Genomic DNA, 18,694 nt, shown 5'->3' with positions numbered 1-18,694 from the left:
CGGTGCTGCTGATCACGCCTACACCCCAGTGGCCAAGGTCTCCGATCTCTCGGGCCGCGTGCCCTCGGCGGTGCTGTTCAACGTCGTCCTGCTGGGTTCTCAGTTCCAGTTCTTCCTGCGGCGCCGCCCGGTCATCGAGTGGAAAGAACCGTAGGCCCGCGCCGCAGCCGCCTGAACAGACACTTAGACCTGTGGCCCCCGGCTGCCTGCTCAGGCGCGATACTGCCCGCATGCCCCGCGTGTGGAAATTTGGCGACAGCGTGAACACCGATGACATCCTGCCCGGCAAGTTCGCGCCGTTCATGGCCGGCGAGGACGTATTTCAGAGTTTCGCCTTCCACTACACCCGTCCGGAATTCGCGGCGCAGGTCCGGCCCGGCGACGTGCTGATCGGCGGGCGCAACTGGGGCCTGGGCAGCAGCCGCGAATACGCCCCGCAGGCCCTCAAGAAGCTGCAGATCGGGGCCATCGTCGCCCCCAGTTTTGCGCGCATCCACTACCGCAACCTGCTGAACCTGGGTATTTCGGCCTTCGAGGCAGACCTGACCGGTGTGCTGGAGGACGGCGAGACGGTCACGCTGAACGTCGAGACCGGCGTGTTGACCCACCCGCGCGGCACCGTGCAGCTTCCGCCCCCACCCGAGTTTCTGCGCGAGGCCCTGGCAGAGGGCAGCATCCTGGCCTTCTTCAAGAAACATGGCCGTTTCCCCGGTGAACGCCCAGACCCCGTAGACTGAAAATCATGGCAACGCTGGAAATTGAATGCCCCATTTGCGCCGAGGTGCTGGAACTGAGCGATCAGGACCGCGCCGAATTGCAGCCGGGCGACGTGATCGTGTGCGACTCGTGTAACGCGGAGATGGAAGTGACCCGCAGCGGCGGCGGCGACGATTTTGAGCTGGAGCTGCTGGGCATCCTGACCACCTGCCCCAGTTGCGGCGAGGAGTTTGAGGTCACCGAGGAACTGCTGGCCACTGCGCCCACCGTGGAGGCCGCTGACGGCAGTGAGGTGAGTGTGGTGCCCTGCCCGCACTGCCATGCCCGCATTGAGCTGGAGTTCGAGGAAGAGTCGGATGGCGCCGATCTGTCTAGACAATATCAATCGAATAGTTAGAATCCAATTAACCTATCAATCGAGAGGAGAAAATATGACTACCATTCAATTTGAAAATCCTGATACCGGTGCAGCCATTGAGTTGAGCAACCCTGAACTCGGTGAACTGGTGATCGACGACGAAACCGGCGTGGAGTACGAGGTGGTCTCGGTGGACCCCCCGCGTCTGGCCGCCGCCCCGCAGGAAGCGGAGGACTGGGGAGAGTAAGCCTCCTGCGGCGTCGGGTGGCCAGTGCGACACCGCACTGGCCGCCCGACGCCGAGGGCTTTTCCCTGTTTCTGCCATGGCCGAGCTTGCCGTTCTGTATGACCGTATCCGTCCCGACGAGAAGATGCTGTTCGAGGCGCTGGACGCCCTGGGCACGCCCTACGACAAGGTGTACGTTCCGCACCTAAAACTGACCTTCGACGAGGCAGGGGCGGCGGCCGTGCCGTGGAAGGTGGCCATCGAACGCTGCGTCAGCCAGACGCGTGGGCACGCCGTGACCCGTGCGCTGGAGGGTTTTGGCGTGCAGGTGATCAACCCCGGCCACGTCATCGAGCTGTGCGGCGACAAACTGGCCACCAATGCCCGCCTGTACGCCGCCGGGTTGCCCACCCCGCGCACCGGCGTCTCGTTTGACGGTGACGCCGCGCTGCAGCAGATCGAGGCCCTGGGCTACCCGCTGGTCCTCAAGCCCACTGTGGGCTCGTGGGGGCGCATGGTCAGCCGACTCAATGACCGCGACGCCGCGGAGGCCGTGATCGAGCACAAGGCGGTTCTAGGCGGTCCACAGCACGGCATTTTCTACGTGCAGGAGCTGATCCGCAAGCCGGAGCGCGATATCCGCGCCTTTGTCATCGGCGGCGAGTGCATCGGCGCGATCTACCGCACCTCGGACCACTGGATCACCAACACGGCGCGCGGCGCAAAGGCCAGCAACTGCGAGGTCACCCCCGAACTCCGTGATCTGGCGGTGCGGGCCGCCGCCGCCGTGGACGGCCGGATCGTGGCCATTGATCTGGTGGAAGACCCGCAGTCCCGGAACGAGTGGGGCGGCCTGCTGGTCATCGAGATCAACCACACCATGGAGTTCAAGAACAGCGTGTCGACCACCGGCGTGGACATCCCGCGCAGAATGGCGGAGTACGCCATTGGGCTGCTGGCCCAGCCGACTGGGGCGCCGTCGGCCTGAGCTTCTCAGGGCCCGGCCCCGCCTTTCTGCTGACTTTCCGGTCCCGAATGCTCTAGCCTCGGGGTCATGACCACAGTTCATTCCGCCGGACCGCCCCGCAGCCTTCCCACCCGCGCCGACGTGCCCCGGGAGCAGACCTGGGACATTGAGGCGCTGTTTGCTACCCCTGAAGCCTGGGAGGCCGAGGCCGAGGCGCTGCCGGGGGCCATCGACGCGCTGGCCGCCTACGCCGGAGGCCTGACCAGCCCCGAGGCCCTGCTGGCCTATCTGCAGGCAGCCGACAACGTGGAACTGCGTCTGGCCCGCTTCTTCTCCTACGCCAGCATGAGCGCGAGCGTGGATGGTCACGACGCGGTGGCCGCCGCCCGCCGTGACCGCGCGAGCAGCATCGCCGCGCGGTACGGCAGCGTGTCGGCGTTCTTCCGCCCGGAACTGCTGGCGCAGGACGAGGGCACGGTCAACGAATGGCTGCAGCGTCCGGATTTCGCCGATCAGCGCGTGCGGCTGCAGCGCATTCTCCGCAACCGCCCCCACGTCCGCAGCGCCGAGGTCGAGGAACTGCTGGGCGCGGTGGCCTCGCCCTTCGCCTCGGAGCGCGGCATTCACCCGGCGCTGGCCAACATGGACCTGCGCTTCGGCACGGCCGGGGGTGTCAAGGTCACGCAGGGCAACGTGGACAGCCTGGTCAGCGGCCCGGACCGCGAGGTGCGGCGCGAGGCCTGGGAGAACTACGTCGACGCCCACCTGGCGGCCCGCCACTCACAGGCCGCCATGTACGTCACCAACGTGCGCCAGAGCGTCTTTCTGGCCCGCGCCCGCCATTACCCCGATGCCATCACCGCCTCGCTGGCCCCGGACCGCATTCCCACCGAGGTGGTGACCACGCTGCTCTCGACCTACCGCGCCAACACCCCCATCTGGCACCGCTACTGGCGCGTGCGCCGCGACTGGCTGGGCCTGAAGGAACTGCGCGAGTACGACGTCAAGGCGTCGCTGGTGCCGCCCCGCAAGGTGGAGTACGCGCAGGCGGTGGACTGGATCGCCGCCGGCATGGCCCCGCTGGGCGAGGAGTACGTCCGGGACCTGCGCTTCGGCCTGACTGAGGACCGCTGGACCGACTACGCCGAGAACGACGGCAAACGCCAGGGCGCGTACAGCAACGGTGGCGGGCGGGTCAAGCCATTCATCTTCATGACCTGGAACGGCACGCTGGGCAGCTACAGCACCCTGGCCCACGAGATCGGCCACTCGATGCACTCCCTGCTCTCCATGCGCGAACACCCGTATTCGGTGCCGCGCTACACGCTGTTTCACGCCGAAGTCGCCAGCAATTTCAATCAGGCCATGGTCCGCAAGCACCTGCTGGAACAGGCCCGCGCCGCCGGGGACACGCAGCTGGAGGTCGCCATCATCGAGGAGGCGCTGGGCAACTTCCACCGCTACTTCTTCATCATGCCCACGCTGGCCGCCTTCGAGCTGGAGTGCTACCGCCGCATTGAGGCGGGCGGCACCCTGAGCGCCCCGGACCTGAACGAGCTGACGGCCGATCTGCTCTCGCAGGGCTACGGCGACGGCGTGACCATGGACCGCGAGCGCAGCGGCATCCTGTGGGCGCAGTTTTCCACCCACCTGTACGCCAATTTCTACGCCTACCAGTACGCCACCGGCATCAGCGCGGCGCACCAGCTGCTGGAGCAGTTCGGCCAGGACGAGGCCGCCGCCCGCGAGAATTACCTGCGCTTCCTGAAATCCGGTGGCAGCCTCGATCCAATCGACGCGCTGAAGCAAGCGGGCGTGGACATGCTCAGCCCGGAGCCGGTGGAGGCGACATTCCGTACCCTGGCAGGCTATGTGGACCGGCTGGAGGAGCTGCTTGGCAAGGTCTGACCCTGGCGGCCGCGCCCTGACACACAGGCGTGACGGAGGGGGACCCATAGTCACCGGGTCCCCCTCCTGTCGTCACGGCAGCACGTAGGGCGCTGGCAACCTGAGAAGGTGCAGCGACACCTCTGCCGTGTCTGGAATGTCGCCGGCCGTCAGGCGAGCCAGCAGCTCCGCGATGATCTGCGCGCTGTCCTGCACGGCCTGGTTCATGCTGGCCTCGCTGAGGTAGGGGTACGGACGATCCAGGGTGAGGTCTCCGGGCTGCCCGTAAAAGACCCGCAGGTCGTCCAGCCGGTCGGCCAGCGCCTCTGTGGGCAGGAAGGTGAGGGGAGAGGAGGGATTCGCTGCGCCCATCACCACCTGTGAGAACACGTTGTCCGGCACATCGCGCAGGTATTTGTGGTCCAGGCCGTACCAGTCGTCCTTCACGCGGTTCCAGGTGGCGGCGCGGTTCGCGCTGAACTCCGCCGCAAACATGTCTTCGCAGGGCTGGCCGATCAGATGCATCCACAGGTTGTCAGAGACCAGATGCGTGAAATAGCCCACCACAAAGCTGGCGGCCTGCCGGTCCTCCAGCAGAGTCGGGCGCACGAAGTCGCGGTAAAATTGCAGGTCCCGGATGCGGCCCTCGTCCTCTCCTGGCCGGAGGAAATGAGTCTCGGTCTTGGGCGGGTCAAACGCCGTCCAGTCCGCATTTGGACGCCCGGAGTCGGGTGCGACGTTGCCCAGGATGAATGCCTCGGCGTCGAGGTCGGGAAGGTGCTCGAGCAGGCGCTCGGCAATACGGAAATGGCTGATCCAGGTGCCCATGACCGGAGTGTAGGACGAGCCACAACGCGAAAACGCCCCCATTCCGTTGCCGGGTGGGGGAGTTTGGGTGTCTGCGATCTACTTCAACGCGTCGTTCATGCCGATCACGTCCGGCACCTTCAGGCTCGCGCCACCCACCAGCGCGCCGTTCACGTTGGGCTTGCCGCAGATGCTGGCAATGTTGTCCGGCTTGACGCTGCCGCCGTACAGGATGCGAATGCCGTCGGCGTCACCACCGAACCTCTCGGTCAGTGCGTCCCGGATGGCGGCGGCCAGTTCCTCGGCGTCGTCGGCCGTGGCGGTCCTGCCCGTGCCGATGGCCCACACCGGCTCGTAGGCCACCACCACGTCCGGCCCGACGCCCGACAGGCTGCCCTCCAGTTGCCCCAGCGTGTAGGCCACCTGCTCGCCCTTCTCGCGCACGTCCAGGCCCTCGCCCACGCAGACAATCGGAATCAGCCCGTTGGCCTGCGCCTGCCGGGCTTTTGCGGCCACATCGGCGTCGGATTCGTGGTGGTACTCGCGGCGCTCGCTGTGGCCCACCACCACGTACTTCGCGCCCACGTCCACCAGCATGGCGGCGCTGATCTCGCCGGTGTACGCGCCGGACTCGTGGGCCGAGACGTCCTGCGCCCCCAGCGCCACGCCGGGCGGCAGGTGCGCGGCCAGTGACGGCAGCGCAATGGACGGGGCCATGACCGCCAGCTCGGCCTCGCCGGGCTCCAGTCGCTCACGCAGTTCCTCGGCCCAGCCCCTGGCCTCGGCGGGGGTCTTGTTCATCTTCCAGTTCAGGGCCAGCAGGTTCTGAGTGCTCATGCCATCGCCTCCACGCCCGGCAACGCCTGGCCTTCCAGCAGTTCCAGGCTCGCGCCGCCGCCGGTGCTGATGTGCGAGACCTTGTCGGCCTGCCCGCTCCTGTTAATGGCACTCACGCTGTCGCCGCCGCCGATGACGGTGTAGGCGTCACCCAGGTTGCCCACGGTGGCGGCAATCGCGTTCGTGCCGCCCGCGAAGGCCTCGAACTCGAAGACGCCCAGCGGCCCGTTCCAGAACACGGTCTTTGCGCCCTGCAGCGCCTCCGTGTAGGCCTTCACCGTGTCCGGTCCGGCATCCAGCCCCTGCCAGCCGTCGGGAATCTGGTCACTTGGCAAGACTTTGGTGTTCGCGTCCGCGCTGAAGGCGTCAGCGGCAATCACGTCGCTGGGCAGCATCAGCTTGTCGCCGAATTCGGCCAGCAGGCGGGCGGCCAGACCCAGCTGGTCATCCTCGTGAATGCTGGCCCCAATCTGGCCGCCCCGCGACTTGATGAAGGTGTAGGCCATGCCGCCGCCGATCAACATGCGGTCCACGCGGGGCAGCAGATTCTCGATGACCTTGATCTTGTCGCTGACCTTTGCCCCACCGATGATCACCACGTAGGGCCGCGCCGGATCGTGCAGCAACTGGCCCAGCGCGTCCACCTCGCGCTGAAGCAGCAGGCCCGCCGCGTGCGGCAACTCGGCCGCCACGCCGCTGACCGACGAGTGCGCCCGGTGGGCGCTGCCGAAGGCGTCCAGCACGAAGGCGTCGCCCAGTCGGGCCAGCCGGGCATTCAGCGAGGTATCGTTTTTCTCCTCGCCGGCCTCAAAGCGCACGTTTTCCAGCAGGGCCACGCCTCCCGCGCCCAGATTCCGCACCGCCACCAGCGTCTCGTCGCTGGACGGCAGGCTGTCGATAAAGGTCACGTCCTGCCCAAGTGTTCTAGACAGTACGTCCGCCACGGGTTTCAGGCTGTATTTCGCCTCCGGCCCGTTCTTGGGCCGCCCGAAATGGCTCATCAGTACCACTGAGGCCGCGCCCATCTCCAGCAGCTTATTAATGGTGGGCAGGCTGGCGGTCACGCGGGTGTCGTCCTGCACCACGCCGTCCTTGACCGGCACGTTGTAATCCACGCGAACCAGCACGCGCTTGCCGCTCACGTCGAGTTGATCGAGGTTTTTCATCGTTTCTCCTGTCGGTAAAAAAGATGGCAGAAGGCGTGTGCCCTCCGCCATCTTCCGTCAATGTTTAGACGCCTTTTTCCTGAACCAGTTCCACCAGATCGGCGATGCGGTTGCTGTAACCCCACTCGTTGTCGTACCACGAGAAGAACTTGACGAGGTTGCCCATCGCCATGGTCAGGCCGCCGTCGATGATCGCGCTGTGCGGGTCGCCCACAATGTCCTGAAGCACAATCGGGTCCTCGGTGTAGCTGATGATGCCCTTGTGGGTGGTCTCGGCGGCCTTGCGGAACACGTCGTTGACCTCGTCCACGGTCACGTCGCGGCCTAGGATGACCACCACGTCGCTGATTGAGCCGACGGGGGTGGGCACGCGCAGCGAGGTGCCGTCGAACTTGCCCTTCAGCTTGGGGTACACCTGCGAGACGGCCTTGGCCGCGCCCGTGGACGTGGGGATGATGTTGATGGCGGCGGCGCGGGCGCGGCGCAGATCGCTGTGCGGCAGATCCAGGATGCGCTGGTCGTTAGTGTAGCTGTGGACGGTGGTCATGATGGCCTTCTCGATGCCGAAGGCCTCGTCCAGCAGTTTCATTGGCGCGCCCAGGCTGTTGGTGGTGCAGCTCGCGTTGCTGATGATGTGGTGGTTCTTGGGGTCATAGTCCTGCTCGTTGACGCCCAGCACGATGGAGAAGTCCTCGTTCTTGGCCGGCGCGGTGATCAGGACCTTCTTGGCGCCGCCCTCCATGTGCTTGCTCGCGCCCTCGCGGCTCGTGAAGATGCCGGTGGACTCAATCACGATCTCGGCGCCCATCTCGCCCCACTTGATGTTGGCGGGATCGCGTTCGGCCAGCGTGTGAATCTTCTGTCCGTTCACCGTCATGCTGTCGTCGTCGTACTCTACCGTGCCATCGAAACGTCCGGCGGTGGAGTCGTACTTCAGCAGGGTGGCCAGCGTCTTGTTGTCGGTCAGATCGTTAATGGCCACCACGTCCACGCCGCGTTCCACCAGAATGCGGAACACCAGACGCCCGATGCGGCCAAACCCGTTGATGCCCACTTTCATCTTGCCCGTGTTGTTTCCTGTCATGTTGCCTCCAGTCCTGAGGGCCGCCGTCCACGCTGGGCGGCGACTGACCTCTCATGGTTCAGTCTAACGGCTCAAATCCGTTCCGGCTTGGTGTCTTATCTACACCAAAGCGTAAGGCTGGTCACACAGCGGCGCAAACCTCCAGGCCGGATGGTCAGGGGGGCGGCAGCCAGCATAAGGCAGGCCAGGAGTCCGTCCCGCAGGGAGAGCGCACGCCGGGGGCAGTGTATTGAACCGAGACAGGGTGGTGGACCCGGCCCGCATCCAAGGTGGCCCTGATTGGGGAGTCGAGGGGTGGCAGCCGACTCTTAGAGGGTTGGTGTGCTTCTTGGGTGGCCGCCGAGCAGGCCGATGCCTTTCCTCAGCCCCAGGAGCGGAACGGTGAACCGCGCCGTGCTGGTGTCGTGGATCGGCGGCCTAGTGCTGCTGGCAGCTGAGCTGGCAGCGCTGTCCCGCCTGTCTGCCCTGGGGGCCGGCGGCGTCCTGCTGTGGGGGCTGGCCGGAATTGGTCACGGGGCCTCGCACGGACAGGCCGTTCACGTATTGCACGCGCTACACGCCGGGGCCATGTGCATGTGGGTGGGTGGCGTGTTTGCCCTGCTGACCCGGGCGGGGGCCAGCGCCGCCCTGGCCCGCCGGTTCACCCCCTACGCCCTGGGCGCGGTGTTGACCCTGGGCGTAAGTGGCGTGTGTATGTCCCTGGAACACGCGGGTAACCCTCTGGGGCTGTCCACCTCGGCCTACGGGCGCACGCTGCTGTTCAAGGTGGCGGTGGTGGGGCTGGCACTGCTGGCCGCCATTCTTGTGCGCCACGCCTTTGCCACCGGCCAGGGCGTGCGCCGCCGCCTGGCCGCCGAGGCGCTGACCCTGCTGGCGGTGCTGGGGGTCACGGCCTCGCTCTCAGGTCAGCCTCCGCCGATGCACGCCACGGGGACGGACCATTCGGGACACTGAGGCTGAATTCGGTGGGAGCGTCGCGGTGGGCCTCAATTCTTTTTTCATGTGCTGACCAGACTTCCCCCTCCTCCCCCCCCAGCGTCGCCCCATACTGGGTCCCATGAGCGACACCCTTCTCGTGATGAAATTCGGCGGCACCAACATGCAGGACTCGGCAGCCATTCGCCACAGCGCCTCGCTGGCGGGCCGCAGCGTCTCGCTGGGCGTGAAAGTCGTGGTGGTGGTGTCCGCGATGGCGGGCGTGACCAACGGACTGCTGGCCCTGGCCGACGCCGCCGAATCCGGTGACATCGCCGCCGCCAACGACGAGATCGCTGCGCTGCGGACGCGCCACTTCACGGCGGCCCAGGAGCTCGGCGCGGCGCCCGACAGCGCCACGGTGCGCGACATCCGCGAGATGCACGAGACGCTGCGTCAGGCGGTGTACGGCGTGTACCTGCTGCGCGAGCTGACCCCGCGCAGCCGTGACCTGATCGTGGCCTTCGGCGAGCGGCTCTCGGCCCCGCTGATGGCGCTGGCGCTGGAGGGCCAGGGTTTCCGGTCCCACCACCTGACCGGCGGTGAGGCAGGCATCCTGACCGATCAGCACTTTGGCAATGCCAAGCCGCTGCCCACCACCTACGAACGCGTCAGGGACCGGCTGAGCGGGCTGCTGGCCGCCGGGGTCACGCCGGTGGTGTCGGGCTTCATGGGGGAGACCGAACGCGGCGCGATCACCACCCTGGGGCGCGGCGGCACCGACTTTTCAGCCACAATCATCGGCAAGGCGCTGGGCGCCGACGAGGTCTGGGCCTGGAAGGACGTGGACGGCGTGATGAGCGCCGACCCACGCGTGGTCAAGGATGCCCGCAACATTACCGTCCTGAGCTACGGCGAGGTGATGGAACTGGCCTATTTCGGCGCAAAGGTGCTGCACCCGCTGGCAGTGACGCCCTTGCAGGAAAGCGGCATCCCCCTGCGGGTCAAGAGCGCCGCCGATCCCGACTTTCCCGGCACGCTGGTGCAGGCCCAGGCCCAGGACGAGGCCGGGCACCCGGTCAAGGCCGTGACTGCCATCCGCAACGTGTCGATCATCAATATCAGCGGCGCGGGTGTGCTGGGCATCCCGGAGGTGATTGCCAGCGTCTTTGACGCCATTGCCCGTGAGAACATCACCCTGCTGATGGTCTCCCAGAGCAGCTCCATGAGCAACGTCTCGCTGGCGGTCCAGAGCGGTGACGCCGAGCGCACCCTGTCCGCCCTGCGGGCCGGGGTCAGCCGTGAACTGAAGGTGGACCGGCAGTCTGACGTGGCGGTCCTCGCTATCGTGGGCAGCGGCATGCGCGGCCAGCGGGGCGTCTCAGCGCGACTGTTCACGGCTCTGGCCTCGCAGGACATCAACATCTTGATGATTTCCCAGGGCAGCAGCGAGCTGAACATCAGCGTCGCCATCGAGGGCGATCAGGTGGACGAGGCCACGCGCGCCGTCCACGCCGCCTTCGGGCTGGGTCAGCCTGTGGCGGTGGGCAACTGACGAGGCCAGGAAAACATTATTTAAGTAGGGAACAAGAATTTCACGAGCACAAAATATCGTGAATTAAATCACTAGAAGAGAACGACCAATGGGCCAGAATCCGAGAAGTGGAGTCAGGCCGCCCACACGGACGGTCTGATCCGCTGGACCCACCCAGGGCAGGCGGACCCTGGCCGACTCGTCCCCAACTTGGAAGGCATACGCTCCGGGTACTACGCTGCCGGGGCGGTGCCGTTCAAAATGGGCGACACGGTGCTGGGTGAGACACCCGCTTCCCGCGCCACCTGCATCAGCGTGACGGTCCCAGATACAGGACAGCGCCTGACTGGCCCAGTGGGTCACCTGATAGAAAGATCGTAATTTGTTGAACGATCCGAGTTTGGTTGCTTTCGAAAGTGCTGTTGAGGCGTTGCCGGCTGGAGATTTCAGGAGCATCTCTGCCAGATGAAACCCTTACCGCGTGTGGTCCCGCTCCCGTTCCCTCTGCGGCAGGGCATGGTCGGCGGGTGACCGGGTATCGCCAAGTCCGCCCGGAGAGTTCCGCAGGGCCGGCCAGCGCCGAGCCATCAGCAGGTACAGGCCATACGCCCAGGCCGCAGCGCTCAGAAAGCCCACGATCACATCGGTGGGGTAGTGCACGCCCAGGTAATTGCGGCTGGCCGCCACCAGAACGCCCCAACACACGCCCAGCACCGCCACGGGCCAGCCCACGCGCGACCGCCAGAAGACCAGGCCCAGCGCGATGCCGAACGCCGCGTTGGACATCGCGTGCCCGCTGGGAAAGCTGAAGCCTGCCTCCACCAGCACGGCGCCCAGCTCATCCGGGCGGGGGCGCTGGAAGATCACCTTGGCCAGCACATTGAGCAGCGCGGCCCCCGACAGGGCAAAGGCCAGATACCACGCATGGACGCGCCCACCTGCCCGCGCCAGCAGCAGCGCGATGCCCAGCGCGATGAGCGGCAGCACCTTCACCCCACCGATCACCCCCAGCGCAACGGCCAGTCCTGTCAGCGTCGGCGTGCGGTGCGCCCGGTACCACTCCAGGATGGCCCCGTCCCAGGCGAACCCACCGTCGCGGAAGAGATCCTCAGTCAGCTCGGCGATTAGCACCAGCGGCAGCAGGACGCCCAGCAGGAGCATCAACAGGCTACGCCAGTGGGCCCTGACGAAGGCAACGATCTCCCGGGGCAGCTGCGACAACACGCCGTTATTACACTCCGCCCGGCGTGTCTATGCGCTTGGCGGATGCTTAACGCTCCGCGCCTGTTCTTGTCCACCGCCCGCTGTGGACCCGGCCCGCAGGTGGTCCAGTCATCTGCGCCGCTAGGCCAATTTGCCCAGCCGTGATCAGCCACCCGTCCGATGTGCTCAGGGGGCCGCGCGGCGCACCATAGGTTCATCCGCGCTGGACCCCAGGATGCCGCAGTGGCAACCAGCGCCCACAGGGAACACACCATGCATTTTGACCTTCAGTACGGCCAGCAACGCGCCCAGGATTTCCAGCAGGAAGCCGCCCAGGCCAGCCGCGCGAGACAGGCCCGCCCCGCCCGCGAGGACCGCCCCCGCCTCAGCCTGCGCGCCCTGTTCCAGCGGCTCCGGCCCGCGTGACCGCGCAGGACCACCCCACCAGACACCGCCCCCTTCGAAGTTGAAGAGGGCGGTCTTCCTTGATCCTGTGAAGATTTCTGCCGTTGTGCTGAACGTTGGGGACAGAACTGTGCTCCATGCTTTCTGAAGAAGAAAAGGGCAGCGCAGACCGCGCTCAGTACAGCGTGCCACCCGTGCTGGCATACACGTTGCCGGTCATATAGCTCGACTCTTGCGAGGCCAGCAGCACGTACAGCGGCGCAATCTCGGCCGGCTGGCCGGGGCGGCCCAGCGGCACCTTCTCGCCAAACTTCATCACGCTTTCCTGCGGCTGTCCACCGCTGGGCTGCAGGGCCGTCCAGTACGGACCAGGGGCCACAGCATTGACCCGGATGCCCTTTGCCGCCACCTGCTTGGCCAGGCCACCGGTGAAGTTCGCCATCGCTGCCTTGGTCATCGCGTAGTCCAGCAGGTTCTGGGACGGCTGACTGGCCTGGATCGAGGTGGTGTTGATGATCGTCGATCCCGCCTGCATGTGCGGCAGCGCGGCCTTGGTGATCCAGAACATGGCGTAGATGTTGGTCTTCATGGTGTCGTCGAACTGCTCGGTGGTGATGTCGGCGATGTCGTCCACTGCCGTCTGCTTGCCCGCGTTGTTGACCAGAATATCCAGCCCTCCCAGGCCGTCCACCGCCCGTTCCACCAGTTCCTGGCAGAACGCCTCGTTCTTCAGGTCACCGGGAATCACCACCGCCTTCTGTCCTGCCGCCTCAATCAGCCGGACCACTTCCTCGGCGTCGCTTTCCTCGACGGCCAGGTAGTTGAGGGCCACGTCCGCGCCTTCACGCGCAAAGGCAATGGCCACCGCCCGCCCGATGCCCGAGTCGGCCCCGGTGATCAGCGCCCGCCGGCCCTTCAGGCGGCCAAAGCCGACATAGCTGTCCTCACCGTGGTCCGGCTTCGGATCCATCCTGCTGGCGAGCCCCGGCGCAGGCTGCGGCTGCTTCGGGAACGGCGGGCGCGGGTACTGGCTAAGCGGGTCGCGCATCTCGTACTGGTTGGTCACGGGGTCGTTGGTCATGTCCGGCAGTGTTGCCGCCGGGGCCGGGCAGGAATCCACACCCCCACACACTTGAAAGGTTGTGACAAGGCGCGGTGTGCAGACGCTGAACCGTTAGCCCAGCGGCACCCGATTGGCCTCACGCTGGCTCAGAAATTCCTTGACGCTCTGCGCGGCCCGCGCGTTCATGCCCGGCACGGCGGCGATCTGCTCGACCGGGGCGGCGGCCAGATCCTCCAGGCTGGAGAACTCCTCCAGCAGCGCGTCGCGCCGTTTCTGCCCAATGCCCGGCAGATCGTCGAAGACGCTGCGCAGCATGTCCTGACCGCGCAATTTGCGGTGGTAGGTGATGGCGTACTGGTGAACCTCGTCACGCACGGCGATCAGAATGCGCAGGGCCGGATGGGTTTGCAGCAGCAGCATCTCGCGGTTCACGCCGACCTCGGTGCCCGTATCCAGCCACCACTGCGCTCCGTAGCGTCCCGGCAGGATGATGGTTTCCTCGCGCTTGGCCAGCCCCACCACCGGCACCCGGATGTTCGCCTCTTTCAGCGCGTCCAGTGCCGCGTTCACCTGCCCGCGCCCGCCATCGATCACGATCAGGTCCGGCAGCGGCAGCTTGTCGGCCAGACTGCCCGTGAATCTGCGGGACACGGTCTGCTTCATGGAGGTGTAGTCGTCGGGGTGATCGAGGCCCTTGACCTTGAACCGGCGGTGCTCGCCGCGCCGCGCCCGTCCACCCTCGAAGACCACCATGCCGGAGACGATGTTGGTGCCGAACAGGTTCGAGTTGTCATAACCCTCGATGCGCCACGGGCGGTCCGGAAGCGCCAGTACCTCGCGCAGCGCGTCCAGCCCCGGATGGTCGCCCCGGCGTTCCAGAAGTGCCAGTTCCGAGTCCAGCCCGTTGACCGCGTTGCGCTGCGCCATCTCCACGAGGTCCACCTTGTCGCCGCGCTTGGGCGTCCGCATGGCGGTCTTGCGCCCGGCCTTCTCGCTCAGAAACACGCTCCACAGCGGCGCGTCCTCGAATTCGGCGGGCAGCAGAATCAGCGGAGGCACGTGCGTCGCCTGGGTGTAGTAATCCTGCACGAAGGCCCCCACGATCTCGCCGGGCGTGCCTTCCTCGGCGCTGGTCAGGAAACGCTTGTCGCGCCCGACCACCCGCCCGCCGCGCATACGGAACAGCTGCACCATCGCGTATTCCCCGGCCTGCGCCACGCCCAGGAAGTCCAGGTCCGTCTCGTCACTGACAAAGGCGTGCTGTTCGGTGCCGAACAGTTTTTGAACCGCCTGCACGCGGTCACGCACGCGGGCGGCCTGCTCAAAGTCCTGCCCCCGCGCGGCCACCTGCATGTCTTCTTTGAGGCGGGTAATCACCGGCGCGGCGCGGCCCTCCAGCAGTGATTTCACGTCATCCACGACGCGGGCGTACTGTGCCGGATCGGCCTTGTCCACGCACGGCCCCAGGCAGCGCCCCATATGAAAGTTCAGGCAGGGGCGCGGCTTCTTCTGCATCGGCAGGCCGCTGTTCTTGCGCAGCGGAAACATGGTGTCGATCAGGTGCTTGACCCGCCGCACCGCCGAGGAATCCGGGTACGGGCCGTAATAGCTGCCGCCGTCCTTGAGCACCCGCCGCGTGACCACCAGCATCGGGAACGGCTCGTTGGTCAGCTTCAGAAAGGGATAGTGTTTGTCGTCCTTCAGTGTGACGTTGTAGTGCGGGCGGTGCTGCTTGATCAGGTTGGCTTCCAGGACCAGGGCCTCAACCTCATTGCGGGCGGTGATGAATTCCAGCGACTCGGCCAGCGCGGTGAACTTGCCGCTCTTGCCGCCCGCCTTGAAGTGCTGTCCCACCCGGCTGCGAATGTTGTTGGCCTTGCCGATGTAGATCGGCACACCCCCCTTGCGGAAGATGTACACACCAGGGGTGGTGGGAAGCACAGGCAGGTCGTCGAAATGCACCTGCCCAGCATAGGGGAGAGGCGGGGAAAAGACCGTGATCCAGGCAAACCCGGCATTCATGGTGAGTCGTCCATTTTAAGAAAAACTAATTGACATTCTGTGTATGACGTACTAGTGTCGTGAGTGTGACAATCCGGCGCGGCAGCATCCGCAGCCGAAAGGAGTTTCTGATGAGCATCCCTGGTTCAGCGCATCCTCCCATTGTCGACCGGGCCAGCTGGCAGCGGCGGCGGGACGCCATTCTTAACCTTGAAAAGGCCGCCACCCGCCTCTCTGATTCCATTGCCACCCAGCGCCGTTTTCTTCCCATGACCGAGGTCGAGAACTATGTGTTCATGGGTGAGGACGGCCCCATCACCCTCACCGACCTGTTTGGGGGGCGCCCGCAACTGATCGTGCACCACTTCATGTTTCAGCCCGAGTGGGAGCGGGGCTGCCCGGCCTGCACCTATGGGGCCGACAACAGCAAACTGCACCTTCCCACCCTCCACGCTGCCGACATCTCATTCGTCCGAATCTCCCGTGCGCCCATTGAGAAGCTGCAGGCGTACGGTCAGGAGAAGGGCTGGGACGTCCCATGGTACTCGTCATTCTCCAACACTTTCAACCGGGACTGGGGCTGGACCGGCGAGGACGGAGGCGAACGCCCCGGCTACAGCGCCTTTCTGATGGTGGACGGCCGACCGTACCTCACCTACTCCACCTCCGGGCGCGGTGTCGAGAACCTGATCGGCATCTACGGCTACCTGGACATCGTGCCGTACGGACGGCAGGAGGCGTGGCAGGACGTGCCGGAAGGCTGGCCGCAGAGCTAGCCGCCCGCGACGCAGCCCATCCTGGCGGGGGAAAAGTAGGTCAGGCCAAATTCTGCGTCCAGCCCCCGTCTAGACTGACGCGGATGCCTGCGCCGCTGTCCGTTCCCACCCCTGGCGAGCAAGTCGTGACCCTGACGGTCAACCGTTACGCGCCTGCTGACCGGCGTGCGGGGATGCGGCGCATGGCCACCGATCACGCGCATCTGCGCGGGCTGCCGGGCCTGACCTTCTACCGCCTGCTGGGCACCGGGCGCGGCTCCACCCTCTCGCTCAGTGTGGATCTGGGCCGCTGGGCGCGTTTCGCCGTGTGGCAGTCGCGGACCGCCTTTGACCTGTTCGAGGACAGTCCCTGGCGCTGTCAGGAGCGGGAACAGGTCGCCGACACCACCACCCTGCTGCTGTCTCCCCTGCGCTGGCACGGGCGCTGGGCCGGCCAGGAGCCGCTTGGCCCGCCTGTCGTGAATGCTGCGGCTGATCACCAGCCCATCGCCGTCCTGACCCGCGCGGTGATCCGGCCCTCCCGGCTGGCGGCCTTCTGGCGGGCGGTGCCAGGCACCCAGGTGTTCCTTCCGGACCAGCCCGGCCTGGTTTCAGCGATGGGCCTGGGCGAGTGGCCGGTGCTTCAGCAGGCCACCTTCAGCGTGTGGCAGGATCAGTCCAGCATGCGCGCCTATGCGTACCACGGGCAGGCGCACCGCCATGCCATTGCCCGCACCCGTCAGGAACACTGGTATAGCGAGGAACTGTTCGCCCGCTTCACGGTGCAGGAGGTCCGGGGCGTGTGGGAAGGGCTGACGTCCGTGGGTCCCGGAATGGCTACACTCGGGCTGTGACCTGTTCCGCACCCGCTTCCCGCCTGTTCCTGGCCCGCCACGGGCAGACTGCCGGCAACGTCGAGGGGGTCCTGCGCGGCCCGGACAGCCGGCATGACGGCCTGACAGCCCAGGGCTACGCCCAGGCCCACGCGCTGGCCCGCAGGATTGCCGCACTCAATCCCGATTCACCGCGCATTTTCGCCAGCACCTACGCCCGCGCCCAGCAGACCGCCGCGCCCGTTGCGGACCTGCTGGGCGTCACTGTTACGGTGCTGGACGGTCTTCAGGAGATTGATCCTGGCGCGTGGCGGGGGCGGCCCTACAGCGATCTGGACGGGCGGTTCGACGAACTTGTCGGTCCGGGTGACCGCGTCGCGTTTCCGGGCGGCGAGAGCCAGCAGGACGTGGCAGATCGTTTTGAGGCGGCGCTGAAACCTGTGCTGGAAGGGGGCGGGACACCCATTGTCGTGTCGCACGGCGGCGTGCTGATCTCGGTGCTGATTCGGCTGCTGGGTGACCCGGTGGTCCAGACGTGGCGCTCTGGCCGTTTCACCCACACCAACGCGGCCCTGACCCAGTTAAGGCAACTGGAGGGGCGCTGGAACGTCGAGACCTTGGCTGAAGATATCCAGTGAACTAAAATTTCACGAGTATGGTCTATCGTGAATCTTTTCACTTGTATGGAGAAGCTGAAGTGAATGAGATGGAACTCGTCCATCCTCAACCTCTTAACCGGCCCGGATCACCCGCTCGTAAGCCTCCAGATACTGCGGCACGATCAGGGCAGGGGAGAAGCGCGTGGTGGCCGCATGCCGCGCCGCCGCCCCCATGCCCAGGTACAGCTGACGGTCCCGCAGCACCCTCAGCGCCGCGTCGGCCATGCCGTCCACGTCGCCCACCGGGTGCAGGAAGCCGGTTACGCCGTCCTCCACGACCTCGGGAATGCCTCCGGCGCGGGCGGCCACCACCGGCACCTCGCAGCTCATGGCTTCCAGGGCGGCCAGACCAAAACTCTCGTTGCTGCTGGGCAGCAGGAACAGGTCGCTGATGCCCAGCACCGTCTCCACGTCGGGAAACGAGCCCAGGAAATGCGTCCGGCCGATCACGCCGAGCTGCTGGGCCAGTTCAAAGGCGCGCGGGCGCTCCGGGCCGTCGCCGATCATCAGCAGCCGGGCCGGCATCTCGGAGGCCACGCGGGCAAACACCTGCACCACGTCTTCCACCCGCTTGACCGGGCGGAAATTGCTGACATGCACCAGCAGCGCCTCTTCTGGATGGGCGAAGCGCAGCCGCACCTCGGGATCGGTGATGCGCCGGAAGCGCTCGGCGTCCACGAAGTTGTGAATGACCTCTATCTCGCGGTCAGTACCGAAGACCTCGCGTGTCTGGTCCGCCAGGAACTGCGAGACGGCGGTGACGTGGTCGCTGCGTTCAATGGCGTGACGGGTGGTGTGGCGGAAGGCCGGTTCGGCGCCCACCAGCGTGACGTCAGTGCCGTGCAGGGTGGTCAGCACCCGCCCGGAGCCCACGATGGCCCGCGCGTGAATGGCCGCCGTCGCATGCGGAATGGCGTAGTGCGCGTGCGCCAGCTGCACGCCGTATTCCAGCATCACCTCGGTCAGGGTGTTGGCGGCGGCCAGTTCCGGGTAAGGCTGCTCGAACAATGCGTAGGCAAAGCCGCTGACCTGATGAAAGTACGGCCCGTGCATGCCGCCCTGGCCCGAGAGCCGGAACGGCTGCGCCGAACCCACGAAATGCACCTCATGGCCGGCTCGCGCAACCTTCAGGCCCAGCTCGGTGGCCACGACACCCGAGCCGCCCGCGCTGGCATGGCAAAGCACCGCGATTTTCAAGGGCGGCGTCCGTGCGGTGGGCTGGGAAAGGCAGGCGTAGGCATGGCTGCGAAGTATAGCGGCCCCATACAATTTCCCTG

At 66.2% G+C, this 18,694-nt stretch carries 21 protein-coding genes; 12 read left to right on the top strand and 9 right to left on the bottom strand.

Translation table 11 applies throughout. The annotated features are described in order from the left end of the window. The first annotated feature begins 28 nt into the window (after positions 1-28). The 6 genes from IEY31_RS18900 (at position 29) to pepF (ending at position 4,176) form a co-directional block, all read left to right on the top strand. On the top strand, positions 29-154 hold the full coding sequence (locus tag IEY31_RS18900) for a hypothetical protein (protein WP_268238918.1): 126 nt from the start codon (positions 29-31) through the stop codon (positions 152-154). A gap of 76 nt (positions 155-230) precedes the next feature. Beyond that, positions 231-737, top strand: coding sequence for a LeuD/DmdB family oxidoreductase small subunit (locus IEY31_RS04030; protein ID WP_188969254.1), 507 nt, complete (start codon positions 231-233; stop codon positions 735-737). A 5-nt stretch (positions 738-742) separates the two neighbouring features. Continuing rightward, positions 743-1,114: a hypothetical protein gene (locus IEY31_RS04025; protein WP_188969252.1), complete on the top strand. Its 372-nt coding sequence runs from the start codon at positions 743-745 to the stop codon at positions 1,112-1,114. A 34-nt stretch (positions 1,115-1,148) separates the two neighbouring features. Further along, complete coding sequence (lysW, locus tag IEY31_RS04020) at positions 1,149-1,322, top strand: lysine biosynthesis protein LysW (RefSeq protein ID WP_188969250.1); 174 nt, start codon at positions 1,149-1,151, stop codon at positions 1,320-1,322. Between the two features lie 76 nt (positions 1,323-1,398). Further along, positions 1,399-2,289 carry a lysine biosynthesis protein LysX gene (gene lysX / locus IEY31_RS04015; RefSeq protein WP_188969248.1) on the top strand — a complete coding sequence of 297 codons (891 nt, stop codon included), beginning with the start codon at positions 1,399-1,401 and terminating at the stop codon, positions 2,287-2,289. A 66-nt stretch (positions 2,290-2,355) separates the two neighbouring features. Continuing rightward, positions 2,356-4,176: an oligoendopeptidase F gene (gene pepF, locus IEY31_RS04010; protein WP_188969246.1), complete on the top strand. Its 1,821-nt coding sequence runs from the start codon at positions 2,356-2,358 to the stop codon at positions 4,174-4,176. A 72-nt stretch (positions 4,177-4,248) separates the two neighbouring features. On the opposite strand, the gene IEY31_RS04005 is transcribed toward pepF, so the two are convergent. The 4 genes from IEY31_RS04005 to gap form a co-directional block, all read right to left on the bottom strand. Beyond that, positions 4,249-4,983, bottom strand: coding sequence for a zinc dependent phospholipase C family protein (locus tag IEY31_RS04005; protein WP_188969244.1), 735 nt, complete (start codon positions 4,981-4,983; stop codon positions 4,249-4,251). A 78-nt stretch (positions 4,984-5,061) separates the two neighbouring features. Further along, positions 5,062-5,799 carry a triose-phosphate isomerase gene (tpiA, locus tag IEY31_RS04000; RefSeq protein ID WP_188969242.1) on the bottom strand — a complete coding sequence of 246 codons (738 nt, stop codon included), beginning with the start codon at positions 5,797-5,799 and terminating at the stop codon, positions 5,062-5,064. Then, the gene (locus tag IEY31_RS03995; protein ID WP_188969240.1) at positions 5,796-6,965 is read right to left on the bottom strand and encodes a phosphoglycerate kinase; all 1,170 of its coding nucleotides are present in this window, start codon (positions 6,963-6,965) and stop codon (positions 5,796-5,798) included. Before IEY31_RS03995 ends, tpiA begins: the two co-directional genes overlap by 4 nt. 64 nt (positions 6,966-7,029) lie before the next feature. Then, positions 7,030-8,025 carry a type I glyceraldehyde-3-phosphate dehydrogenase gene (gap, locus tag IEY31_RS03990; RefSeq protein WP_188969431.1) on the bottom strand — a complete coding sequence of 332 codons (996 nt, stop codon included), beginning with the start codon at positions 8,023-8,025 and terminating at the stop codon, positions 7,030-7,032. A gap of 405 nt (positions 8,026-8,430) precedes the next feature. Between gap and IEY31_RS03985 the strand changes: the two genes are divergently transcribed. After that, positions 8,431-9,003 carry a CopD family protein gene (locus IEY31_RS03985; protein WP_188969238.1) on the top strand — a complete coding sequence of 191 codons (573 nt, stop codon included), beginning with the start codon at positions 8,431-8,433 and terminating at the stop codon, positions 9,001-9,003. Positions 9,004-9,106: 103 nt separating this feature from the next. Then, positions 9,107-10,519 carry an aspartate kinase gene (locus IEY31_RS03980; protein ID WP_188969236.1) on the top strand — a complete coding sequence of 471 codons (1,413 nt, stop codon included), beginning with the start codon at positions 9,107-9,109 and terminating at the stop codon, positions 10,517-10,519. Between the two features lie 212 nt (positions 10,520-10,731). Here the strand turns inward: IEY31_RS03980 and IEY31_RS03975 are convergent, their stop codons facing one another. After that, a complete protein-coding gene (locus IEY31_RS03975) occupies positions 10,732-10,809 on the bottom strand; it encodes a LacI family DNA-binding transcriptional regulator (RefSeq protein WP_229723315.1) in 78 nt (25 codons plus the stop codon). A gap of 163 nt (positions 10,810-10,972) precedes the next feature. Beyond that, the gene (locus tag IEY31_RS03970; RefSeq protein ID WP_229723302.1) at positions 10,973-11,722 is read right to left on the bottom strand and encodes a phosphatase PAP2 family protein; all 750 of its coding nucleotides are present in this window, start codon (positions 11,720-11,722) and stop codon (positions 10,973-10,975) included. 252 nt (positions 11,723-11,974) lie between these two features. Here IEY31_RS03970 and IEY31_RS03965 point away from each other — a divergent pair, with 252 nt between their 5' ends. Then, positions 11,975-12,127 (top strand): hypothetical protein, encoded by a 153-nt coding sequence (locus IEY31_RS03965; RefSeq protein WP_188969234.1) that lies wholly within the window; start codon positions 11,975-11,977, stop codon positions 12,125-12,127. A gap of 154 nt (positions 12,128-12,281) precedes the next feature. Here the strand turns inward: IEY31_RS03965 and IEY31_RS03960 are convergent, their stop codons facing one another. Further along, positions 12,282-13,187, bottom strand: a complete 906-nt coding sequence (locus IEY31_RS03960) for an SDR family oxidoreductase (protein ID WP_188969232.1) — start codon at positions 13,185-13,187, stop codon at positions 12,282-12,284. A 93-nt stretch (positions 13,188-13,280) separates the two neighbouring features. After that, entirely contained in the window at positions 13,281-15,131 is a 1,851-nt protein-coding gene (uvrC, locus tag IEY31_RS03955) for an excinuclease ABC subunit UvrC (RefSeq protein ID WP_188969427.1), read from the bottom strand. A gap of 119 nt (positions 15,132-15,250) precedes the next feature. Between uvrC and IEY31_RS03950 the strand changes: the two genes are divergently transcribed. The 3 genes from IEY31_RS03950 (at position 15,251) to IEY31_RS03940 (ending at position 17,396) form a co-directional block, all read left to right on the top strand. Then, positions 15,251-15,946 (top strand): DUF899 domain-containing protein, encoded by a 696-nt coding sequence (locus IEY31_RS03950; protein ID WP_229723301.1) that lies wholly within the window; start codon positions 15,251-15,253, stop codon positions 15,944-15,946. An 83-nt stretch (positions 15,947-16,029) separates the two neighbouring features. Continuing rightward, a complete protein-coding gene (locus IEY31_RS03945; protein WP_188969230.1) occupies positions 16,030-16,779 on the top strand; it encodes a spheroidene monooxygenase in 750 nt (249 codons plus the stop codon). Further along, positions 16,776-17,396, top strand: a complete 621-nt coding sequence (locus tag IEY31_RS03940) for a histidine phosphatase family protein (RefSeq protein WP_188969228.1) — start codon at positions 16,776-16,778, stop codon at positions 17,394-17,396. Before IEY31_RS03945 ends, IEY31_RS03940 begins: the two co-directional genes overlap by 4 nt. A gap of 93 nt (positions 17,397-17,489) precedes the next feature. Here IEY31_RS03940 and bshA read toward each other — a convergent pair whose 3' ends face one another. Continuing rightward, positions 17,490-18,614, bottom strand: coding sequence for an N-acetyl-alpha-D-glucosaminyl L-malate synthase BshA (gene bshA / locus IEY31_RS03935; protein ID WP_188969226.1), 1,125 nt, complete (start codon positions 18,612-18,614; stop codon positions 17,490-17,492). Positions 18,615-18,694: the final 80 nt, after the last annotated feature.

The organism is Deinococcus aerolatus, assembly GCF_014647055.1.
GTDB lineage: Bacteria > Deinococcota > Deinococci > Deinococcales > Deinococcaceae > Deinococcus > Deinococcus aerolatus.
Note: the sequence above shows the minus strand (reverse complement) of the source record. Positions and strands in the feature narration are given on the sequence as shown.